Source organism: Allobosea sp. 01N443, from assembly GCF_056399325.1.
Window position 1 is genome coordinate 1 of record NZ_JBFTRC010000270.1, and the last position, 9169, is coordinate 9169.

The following is a 9169-nucleotide window of genomic DNA, read 5'->3' on the forward strand; positions in this document are numbered from 1 at the left end:
GAGCTCAGCCTTCTCTTCACCGACGACAAGCGCATCCGCATCGTCAATCGCGACTGGCGTGGCTTCGACAAGGCGACGAATGTGCTCTCCTTTCCAGCCGCCACGCCGGAGCGCATAGGCTCGAGCCCCGTCCTCGGCGATATCGTGCTGGCCTATGAAACCGTTGCGCGCGAAGCCGAGAGCGAAGGCAAGAGCATGGGCGACCATCTCAGCCATCTCGTCATCCACGGCCTCCTGCACGTGCTGGGCGAGGATCACGAGACCGAAGCCGAAGCGACGCGGATGGAAGGGCTCGAGATCGCCGCGCTCGCGAGCCTCGGCATCGCCAATCCCTATGCCGGCACCGAACCAGAAGCCGCTCCAGCGGCACAGACCAAGGCAGATCACCCCGTACCATGAGCGACGACAGTAGACCCTCCCCAAGTGAACCTCCCAGTCGCGGCCTGGCACAATGGCTGAGCCATTTCCTCGACCGGCTGGGCCTGCGGAACGGGGCAACGATTCGCGAGGACATCACCGAAGCGCTMGCCCAGGGGAGCGGGCAGCTCGCCGATCTGAGCCCGCAGGAGCGGGCCATGCTCTCCAATGTTCTGAGCCTGCGCGAGCGCCGCATCGCCGATGTCATGGTCCCGCGCGCCGACATCATCGCGGTCCAGTCCGAGGCAACTCTCGGCGAATTGCTGGCCCTGTTCCGCACCGCCGGCCATTCGCGCCTCCCGGTCTATGGCGAGACGCTCGATGACCCCCGCGGCATGGTCCATATCCGCGATTTTCTCGATTTCATCGCAGCCCGGGCCAAACCCGGTCGCCGCGGCGCGCAGCCCGGAACGGCCGGCCCCAATCTCGGCGCGATCGATCTTTCCGTCACTCTGGCTTCGGCCAAGATCCTGCGGCCCGTGCTCTATGTGCCGCCGTCGATGCCTGCCGTCGATCTGCTGGTCAGGATGCAGGCCACCCGCACACATATCGCCCTCGTCATCGATGAATATGGTGGCACCGATGGCCTGGTCTCGATCGAGGACCTGGTCGAGATCGTGGTCGGCGATATCGAGGACGAGCATGATCTCGACACCGCGCCGACGATCGCGGTGGCTGGCGAGAACCGTTTCACCGCCGATGCCCGCGCGACACTCGAAGACCTGAAGGACGCAACCGGGATCGACCTTTCCGAGACTGACGTCGCCGAGGACGTCGACACGCTCGGCGGGCTCATCGTCACGCTCGCCGGGCACGTCCCGGCACGGGGCGAGCTGATCCAGGGGCCCGAGGGGCTGGCCTTCGAGATTCTCGACGCCGACCCGCGCCGCATCAAGCGGCTGCGCATCCATCGGAATGTTCCCACCGTCTCCGAGGCTCCTGCGACGACGGATCCCGGCTGATGCGCCTTGCCGCCCTGGCCGACAGGGTCATCCTCGCCTGGGGCTGGCCGAAGCGCCTGATCGCGCTCGTCGCCGGCGCCAGCGGCGCCCTCGCCCTGCCGCCCCTCGATCTCTGGCCACTGATCGTCGTGCCGATGACCATTGCGGTCTGGCTGATCGACGGCGCAGTCGGCACAAGTCGCGGGGCGCGCTTCCGCGCCGCCATGGCTGCCGGCTGGTGGTGGGGTTTTGGCTTCTTTCTCGCAGGACTGTGGTGGCTTGGTGCTGCCTTTCTTGTCGAGGCCGACAAATTCGCCTGGGCCATGCCGCTCGGCGTCATTGCCCTGCCCGCCTTCCTCGCCGTCTTTCCCGCCCTGGCCTTCGGTGCCGCCCGCCTGGTCTGGCCACATGGCGGCGGCCGCATCCTCATCCTTGCTGTCGCGCTCGCCTTGAGCGAGTGGCTGCGCGGGCATGTGCTGACGGGCTTTCCCTGGAACGTCTACGGCATGATGCTGGCCGGTCAACCATGGATTGCGCAGTTCGCCTCAGTCGCYGGYCTTTACGGCCTGACCTTGGTGGCGGTCGCGCTCGGCGCAGCGCCGGCGATGCTCGGCACCGGCAAGCCGGGCCCGGAGCGCTGGCAGGCGCCAGTTCTGGCGCTCGCGGTCCTGTGCGGGCTGCTCGGCTTTGGTGCTTGGCGCATTCCCGCCGCGCCATCGCCCACCGTCCCCGGCGTGAAACTTCGCCTGATGCAGCCCAATCTGCCGCAGGACGCCAAGTTCAATCCGCGCAACGGCGAAGCGATCCTCAACCGCTATCTTGCGCTCAGCGACCGGGCGACAAGTCCCACGACTCTGGGCGTCCAGGACGTCACCCATCTGATCTGGCCGGAATCGGCCTTCCCTTTCCTGCTCGGACGAACCCCGGGCGCGCTGTCGCGGATCGCGGCCCTGCTGCCGCCGAACACAACCTTGATCACCGGCGCAGCCCGCGCCGGCGAAACGCTGCCGGGCGAAAGTCGGCCGCCGATCTTCAATTCGGTCCAGGTTGTCGACGATCAGGGCGTGATCGTCGCGAGCTATGACAAGGTCCATCTCGTGCCGTTCGGGGAGTACTTGCCCGCGTTCCTCGAGACGCTGATCCGCAGTGTCGGACTGTCCGAATTCGTCGCCGTTCCCGGCGGTTTCACGGCCGGCGCACGCCGGACACCGCTCACCGTGCGCGGCTTGCCGCCGGTCGCATCGCTGATCTGCTATGAGGCCGTGTTTCCCGGCGAGGTGATGCCGCAGGGCCCCAGACCCGGCTTCATGCTCAATCTCACGAATGACGGCTGGTTCGGTCAGACGAGCGGTCCTTACCAGCATCTCGCCCAGGCCCGGTTGCGGGCCGTCGAGCAGGGATTGCCCCTGGTGCGCGTCGCCAATACCGGCATATCCGCCGTGATCGACGCCTATGGCCGGATCACCGGCAGCCTGCCGCTGGGGAGCGAGGGGGTGCTCGACTCGGCCCTGCCCAGTCACGCCTCTGTTACGCCTTACGCGCAGCTCGGGGATGTCATTTTTGCAGGCCTTGTTGTAATATTCTTGCTCATCTCGCGGTTGCGACTTTCAAAATAATTCCAACTGGAACTATTCCCAGCGCAGAAGATGTCGTTTAAGAAGCAATTTAGTTGAAACTAGTGTATTGTGTTTGACCATAGGACACTGCCGGATTGCGGCTTCGGCAGAATGCCCCTGATCCGAGGCCCGTCGATCCATGCTGAAGAAAATCCCCAATCCGATCGATCGCCATGTTGGCAGCCGCGTCCGGATGCGCCGCATGCTTGCCGGCGTCAGCCAGGAAAAGCTTGGTGAAGCACTTGGGCTGACCTTCCAGCAGGTTCAGAAATACGAGAAGGGCGCAAACCGCATCAGCGCCAGCCGCTTGCAGCAAATCGCCAAGATGCTGGATGTGCCGGTCTCCTTTTTCTTCGAGGGCGCCCCGTCCGGCGACATGCCGTCGGGAGGCTTCTCGGACGCCGCCTCCACGACCTATATTTCGGATTTCCTGGCGACCAGCGAAGGCGTGCAACTCACCAAGGCCTTCGTGCGCATTAAAAATGGGCAGGTTCGACGCCGGGTTATCGATCTGGTTGAGGCCATTGCCGAGGAACACGCTGAAAAGCCCTGATTGAAGCGTCTCGGCGTTCGTCTTGACGAACGTTTCTCCCGATAAACGGATTTGAGCGCTTGACGGCGAACACGTTCGCTGCAAGAACGCTGCGCCCCGCACCGGCAGGGTCCGTGCTGGCGGCCACCAGCTTGTCCGTGCATGAAGGATCCTTCGTCCGTGTCACGCCAGCCACTGGAAGAAGTGCAAGATCGACGTGCTGCTGCACTCGCARTCGGCCGACATTGCCCAGGGCGTCGACGCCGCCGGCAACAAGGAAGAAGGCGCGGGCGAYCAGGGCATCATGTTCGGCTACGCCTGCCGCGARACGCCCGAGCTGATGCCGGCGCCGATCTACTACGCCCACAAGATCCTCGAAGTCCTGGCCAAGGCCCGCCATGCGGGTGAAGGACCGGCCGCCAAGCTCGGCCCCGATGCCAAGAGCCAGGTCACCGTCAARTACGAGAACGGCAAGCCGGTCGGCGTCACGCAGATYGTGCTCTCGACCCAGCATCTCGACGACTCGCTGAGCTCTGCGGATGTCCGCAAGATCGTCGAGCCGCATATCCGCGAGACGCTGCCTGAGGGCTGGATCTCGAAGGACACCGTCTGGCACGTCAAYCCGACCGGCAAGTTCGTGATCGGCGGTCCTGATGGCGATGCCGGCCTGACCGGCCGCAAGATCATCGTCGACACYTATGGCGGCGCTGCCCCGCATGGCGGCGGCGCGTTCTCCGGCAAGGACCCGACCAAGGTCGATCGTTCGGCTGCCTATGCKGCGCGCTACCTCGCCAAGAACGTGGTTGCCGCCAAGCTCGCCGAGCGYTGCACGATCCAGCTCTCCTACGCCATCGGCGTTGCCAAGCCGCTCTCGATCTAYGTCGAYCTGCAYGGCACYGGCAAGGTCGASGARGCCAAGCTCGAAAAGGCTCTGGGCGAGGTGATGGATCTCAGCCCGCGCGGCATCCGSACCCATCTCAACCTCAACAAGCCGATCTAYGCGAAGTCTGCCTCCTAYGGCCATTTYGGCCGGAAGKCCGGYCGCGACGGCAGCTTCTCCTGGGAGAAGACCGACCTGATCGACACGCTGAAGMAGGCCGTAGCCTGATCCAGCGCGGATGTTATGACGGGRTTCGGTCTMCCGGATCCCGAAGGGCCGGAGCGAGGTCGCTCCGGCCTTTTGCCTTCGCGGGATGGCAAAATTCCTGGCGGCGATCGAGCGGGCCTCTCCAGCATCCGGCTTTGGGACGGCGACGCCGCCAACGGCAGGATGATCAGTGTCATCCGAGAGTTCTACGGCCGTAGCTAAAGTGCATATGGCCGCCAGCTGCGCTTGTCAGTCGACAGGGATACATTCCATGCGCACGCGCTGACCAGGCTCGTTTTGCGTGTGGCACGAGACTAATACCGGCCCGCTTTTAAATGGCGCTTCCGACATTGTGGCTGGCACTACACGAGGTACCGGCGTGGCAGCTGGTTTCGGTGCGCTTGCTACGACGGATGCGGGCCTGGGTGCTGCCACTGCGCTCTTAACGTGCTCCTGCGCGGGCGTGATTGAAATCGGCTTGCTCGGCTCCGACGGGGCATCAGAGAGTACGATGGGAACCGGTTGCGGCTTCTCCGGTTGAGCGGATTGCCAGGGCCGCCAACTCCCCAGCCGGGCAAACGCTTCGAACGTCGGCTTCGTCATCGACTCGACCGTCGGCGCCGATTGGGCCGAGCAGCCAGCCATCAACAGGCCGGCAAAGCCGGCGCGACAGAGCAGGTTCGCCATACTAACCCCTTGCAACACTCGTGGCGAAGTCGTGGCAGTACGGTGGAGGAATGTAGCTTTTTTGTGCCCGGCCGGAAGAATGCCCGCTGACGATTGGGAAAGGGACGTCGCGAAAAGCCTGAAACCACTCCGCAAAGTTGTGTGTTGCAGTGCACACCTCGGTCCCGCGTGCTAGCGTATCATCGCGTCCGTGCCATGTGAGGTCCGCGCCAGTGAGCACTATCGTTTCAGCAGGCTTTTGCGCTGCGGTGGGCTTAGCCGCTTTGTTGGTCAGCGGGAGCTTGATTGCTGCGACTGCGATAGGAGGGACGACGTTCGCTGGTCTCTACCTCGCTGCTCTTGCTTTTAAGGACTATTAGCGACTTGCCTTGATCCGCCGCAGGCGCAGGGCGCGGATCGGTCTAGGCAAAGTGCCAAGAGCCCAAGGCGCCGTACGGCACGGTGCAAACATTGGCCCAGCTCTCCAAAGGACGGGCCGCACATGCCAATGTCCGATGGCTAGAGAAGAGCGCCGACGCTCACCTGATGAGTGGCAGCACGGTTGCCGCAGCGATTACAACGACGATCGCCGCCCGGATCAGCACCCCGTGGCATCGGGTCATTGTCTCGTCGGACGATCTCGACTGCGCTTCCATGAGCAACTCCTTCACGCGACGAGTCAGGCTTGCGCGAATGCGGGGGAGCAACAAGGGGAAACGTATCGTTCGGGAGCGAACAGACGGCTGCCGTGGCTCAAACGGCACACGTGGCGCAGCGGTGAATATGACGCCGCTGGCGCTCCACTTGATCCAGCGCGCCAGCGGCGCCCGACCTGTCCAAGGTCCGGCGGGTTCCGTTTTGTGGTTCGCGAATTGGGCGGAATTCGGCATCCACAGGGCGTCGCCGAGACTTCAAATCGTTCCGGGCGCTCGCGAGCCGGTTGCTTAGACCCCGTGGGTCTCCACACCGCCACAAGGAATTTGCCGCGCTGACGCTCAGAAGATTCGCGCGTAAACTACTTCTAGCCTGTAGGCCACGGCCCCGGGCAGAGGGTGGCCCAACGGAGCCCGGCCGGAGGCCGCATACCCATCGCCCGCCGGAGCAAATCCGATGCCCGACCCTGAGCCTCGAACAAAGATCAGCAAACTTATCGCCGAATATCTCCGCAGCCCCTCCCTGCGGCACCTCCGCGACCCGTATTCGATCGACAGCCTCGCCGCCAGCATTGTCAGAGCAGTCGAAAGGCAAGCGTCTGCTTGGCAAAAATGGGCGGGTGAGCGCGAGAGTATCCTGCGCGCGTCCTCTTTGTGCTGGATCCCAACCGAGGATCTGCGCAGCTTCCTGAATCGCCTTCCCGGGCCGCAATTAACGACAACCGATGTTGTTCAACGACTTCGGGCGATTCATGAGGAGAGTTACAGCTCCTATCCAGATGAAGATCTTAAGGATGGCTGCCTTGAGATATATGCCAAGGAATTAGCCGCGGGCACAGAACTACCTGCAATTGTTGGCTCTCTGCAGCAATATGTCGAAGACGAGAGTGAGAGGCGCCGCGTTGCTCGCGCTGAAGCTAATCGTCGATTTGCGAAAGAGGAGCGCGAAGCGCTCGAGCTGCGCTTCTTATCTGGCGCGGACTGCGCGTGGACACCGATTGGCGGCGCCAAAGATCTCTATACTCGAAAGAATGGACGGGCTTTTCGGCTCTCGATCAACAAAGACAAGCGATTGGATTTATACCGCATCGAGGACGTCGATGACAAAGGTGCGCGAGTTGGAACTTATGGAACGAGAGGCGACGCCACCAAAGCGGTTGCGAAGCTTGCTTACACTCCTGAGCATCGATGGTAGACCCCGAGCGGCGGGCCGGCGTCGGGGCTAGCGCGGGCCAGTTCCGCGGCTTGGGTTATTCCCGATCCGGCTCGGGATCTCGCGACCTGGGCTTGATACGCATCCGACCGGAGGGCGCGCCGCAAAGCTGCTGCAACCTGGCGGTAATTTCGTCTTGCGGGTCACCGTCTGCTTGGGCCCGCTCGAGATCTGTGACGAGCATCATGTGGTCAGCGATGCCAGCCAGAAACGGCGACGCCTCCTCATCCTTCAGCACGATCAGCCAATAGGTGGGTCCTAGCCCCTCTTCGACCAACATTCGGTGTGCGACCATGTAAGAATCATAATCGCCAACGTCGTGCGTTCTGAAGTAGCGATCTCCGACAGCAGGCACGTTCCAGCCGACATCCTCCATCCTGAGAGACCAACACCCGGTCAACTCGCCGTCGTCGTTCAACACGACGTATCGAATCCGCAGCATCGCGTTACTGAAGCGGCTGATCGCTGCCTCTTCGGGCGATGGCTCCCGCACGGTCATGGCTTGGGCTTCCGGCGGCCGTTGGTGAGTGGACGGGCCGCCTGTTCGGTTCGCGCCCGCTCTCGCTCTAGCCTACCCGCCTCCTTCCTGCGTTCCCGCTCTGCCAGAACCGCATTTCGCTTCGCCTCGGCCATCTTGCGGAGGCTCGCCCAAGCCTTTTCCTCGGAGAAGGGCATGGATACAGGTTGCCGACCAAGGCTGCCCGTGGGGCGAGTACGCATGGCCTTCCACAGCGCCCTCACGTCGTTATCGCTGAACCGTAGATCGCGCCCGAACCGGGAGCCGGCGCCACTCCTATTTGCCGCCCGTGCCACAGCCTGCTTGGACACCTTTAGATAATCCGCAGCCTCTTGGAGGCTGAATATCCTCCCGAGCGGTCCACGCGCTTCCGTCATGACGTGGCCTGCACGTTGCGAGCGCCATAGGCCACGCCCGTGAGCTTACGGCACTTCTGCCTCGCCCTTTTCGCCTGGCGCTCAATGTAGGTAGCAAGATCTGCCAGGTGCACGCCCCGTGGCGTCCTGCGACTGTCGTCCATCCGTACGATCGGAATCTGGATCTCACCCGCCTCAGCCTTTTGCACGAACCCGTCTGGCGTCAGGTGAGTGAAGTAATCTCTGCAGATCTCCCAAAGGGGAACGATCGCGCGCCCGTCGTACTGGGCCATCAATATCAATGCAGTTTTCATCTTGCGCCCGCTCATAAGGCCGAATGCCTGCGCGAAACGCTACAAACCTGCACGCATTCGGCAAGCGGCGCGACGAAACAAAAAATAAGGGAGTGGTCGAGAGTTGACTACTTGTCCACAGTCTTGAGCTTCACGACGCCTTCCCGTTCCTCGTCGTTGATGAATTCGACGCCTGATGCGGTCAGGGCGGATTGGATGGCCGTGAGGTTGTTCGGTATCGGCGTCTTATTCGAGGCCTCGAACTGCGCCACCGTCGATCGGGAAACGGACGCGGCCTCGGCCAAGTCAGATTGAGACCACCCCAACAGGCCGCGAGCGGCGCGACACTGGGCAGGCGATATAATCATTTTGATTGCCCTCCAACATTTTGCTTGACGATATGACGCGGCTCAATCAATTTGATTGATGTACAGCGATTTGAGTGCAGGAGCAACAGAATGACCATCCATCCCGCCGCCATGATTAACGACCTCCAGACACTTCTCCCCATCGGTCGCCAGCCGATCGAAATCGTCGACGCCGCATACGAGGCTGACGAGGCGGGCAGCGCCATGCTGCTGAAGCTCCAGTGCCAGGCCATCGGCGGCGAATACGAAGGCCGTACGCTCAACATCGAGATGGCCTTGGAGGGCCGTGGCGAGTTGGACGGCCAGCGCCATTTCGCGGCTTTGCGTCGGGCGATTGGTGTCCCCAATCCGGAGACMACTGACGAGCTGCGGTTCAAGCCATTCGACGCGCAGATCGGTGTCGCCAAGGGGCGCAATATCATCCGCGCCTATGGCCAATGGGGGGCCTGACAGCGCGACCATTTGACAAGCGAATGTGTGAATCGGGCTAATAGCGGCGTTCCACGATCA

At 62.8% G+C, this 9169-nt stretch carries 9 protein-coding genes and 1 pseudogene; 7 read left to right on the forward strand and 3 right to left on the reverse strand.

Going from position 1 to position 9169, the window contains the following annotated elements; genetic code table 11:
- From ybeY to AC1DRP_RS34190, 6 genes and pseudogenes are all read left to right on the forward strand, one after another.
- The coding region (gene ybeY / locus AC1DRP_RS34165; protein WP_476770851.1) for an rRNA maturation RNase YbeY at nt 1–399 on the forward strand (399 nt) is incomplete at its 5' end.
- Nucleotides 396–1379 carry a hemolysin family protein gene (locus tag AC1DRP_RS34170; protein ID WP_441492017.1) on the forward strand — a complete coding sequence of 328 codons (984 nt, stop codon included), beginning with the start codon at nt 396–398 and terminating at the stop codon, nt 1377–1379. The genes ybeY and AC1DRP_RS34170, both read left to right, overlap by 4 nt.
- Complete coding sequence (gene lnt, locus AC1DRP_RS34175) at nt 1379–2974, forward strand: apolipoprotein N-acyltransferase (protein WP_476770852.1); 1596 nt, start codon at nt 1379–1381, stop codon at nt 2972–2974. Before AC1DRP_RS34170 ends, lnt begins: the two co-directional genes overlap by 1 nt.
- 139 nt (nt 2975–3113) lie before the next feature.
- On the forward strand, nt 3114–3527 hold the full coding sequence (locus AC1DRP_RS34180; protein ID WP_069878567.1) for a helix-turn-helix domain-containing protein: 414 nt from the start codon (nt 3114–3116) through the stop codon (nt 3525–3527).
- Between the two features lie 172 nt (nt 3528–3699).
- Nucleotides 3700–4614: pseudogene (metK, locus tag AC1DRP_RS34185) on the forward strand (methionine adenosyltransferase); the annotation flags it as partial.
- A gap of 1755 nt (nt 4615–6369) precedes the next feature.
- The gene (locus AC1DRP_RS34190) at nt 6370–7107 is read left to right on the forward strand and encodes a hypothetical protein (RefSeq protein WP_476770853.1); all 738 of its coding nucleotides are present in this window, start codon (nt 6370–6372) and stop codon (nt 7105–7107) included.
- Nucleotides 7108–7162: 55 nt separating this feature from the next.
- On the opposite strand, the gene AC1DRP_RS34195 is transcribed toward AC1DRP_RS34190, so the two are convergent.
- The 3 genes from AC1DRP_RS34195 to AC1DRP_RS34205 form a co-directional block, all read right to left on the reverse strand.
- Complete coding sequence (locus AC1DRP_RS34195) at nt 7163–7624, reverse strand: hypothetical protein (RefSeq protein WP_476770854.1); 462 nt, start codon at nt 7622–7624, stop codon at nt 7163–7165.
- A gap of 391 nt (nt 7625–8015) precedes the next feature.
- Nucleotides 8016–8327: a pyocin activator PrtN family protein gene (locus AC1DRP_RS34200; RefSeq protein ID WP_476770855.1), complete on the reverse strand. Its 312-nt coding sequence runs from the start codon at nt 8325–8327 to the stop codon at nt 8016–8018.
- A 92-nt stretch (nt 8328–8419) separates the two neighbouring features.
- Entirely contained in the window at nt 8420–8659 is a 240-nt protein-coding gene (locus AC1DRP_RS34205; RefSeq protein ID WP_476770856.1) for a helix-turn-helix domain-containing protein, read from the reverse strand.
- 90 nt (nt 8660–8749) lie between these two features.
- Between AC1DRP_RS34205 and AC1DRP_RS34210 the strand changes: the two genes are divergently transcribed.
- On the forward strand, nt 8750–9109 hold the full coding sequence (locus AC1DRP_RS34210) for a hypothetical protein (RefSeq protein WP_476770857.1): 360 nt from the start codon (nt 8750–8752) through the stop codon (nt 9107–9109).
- The last annotated feature ends 60 nt before the right edge of the window (nt 9110–9169 follow it).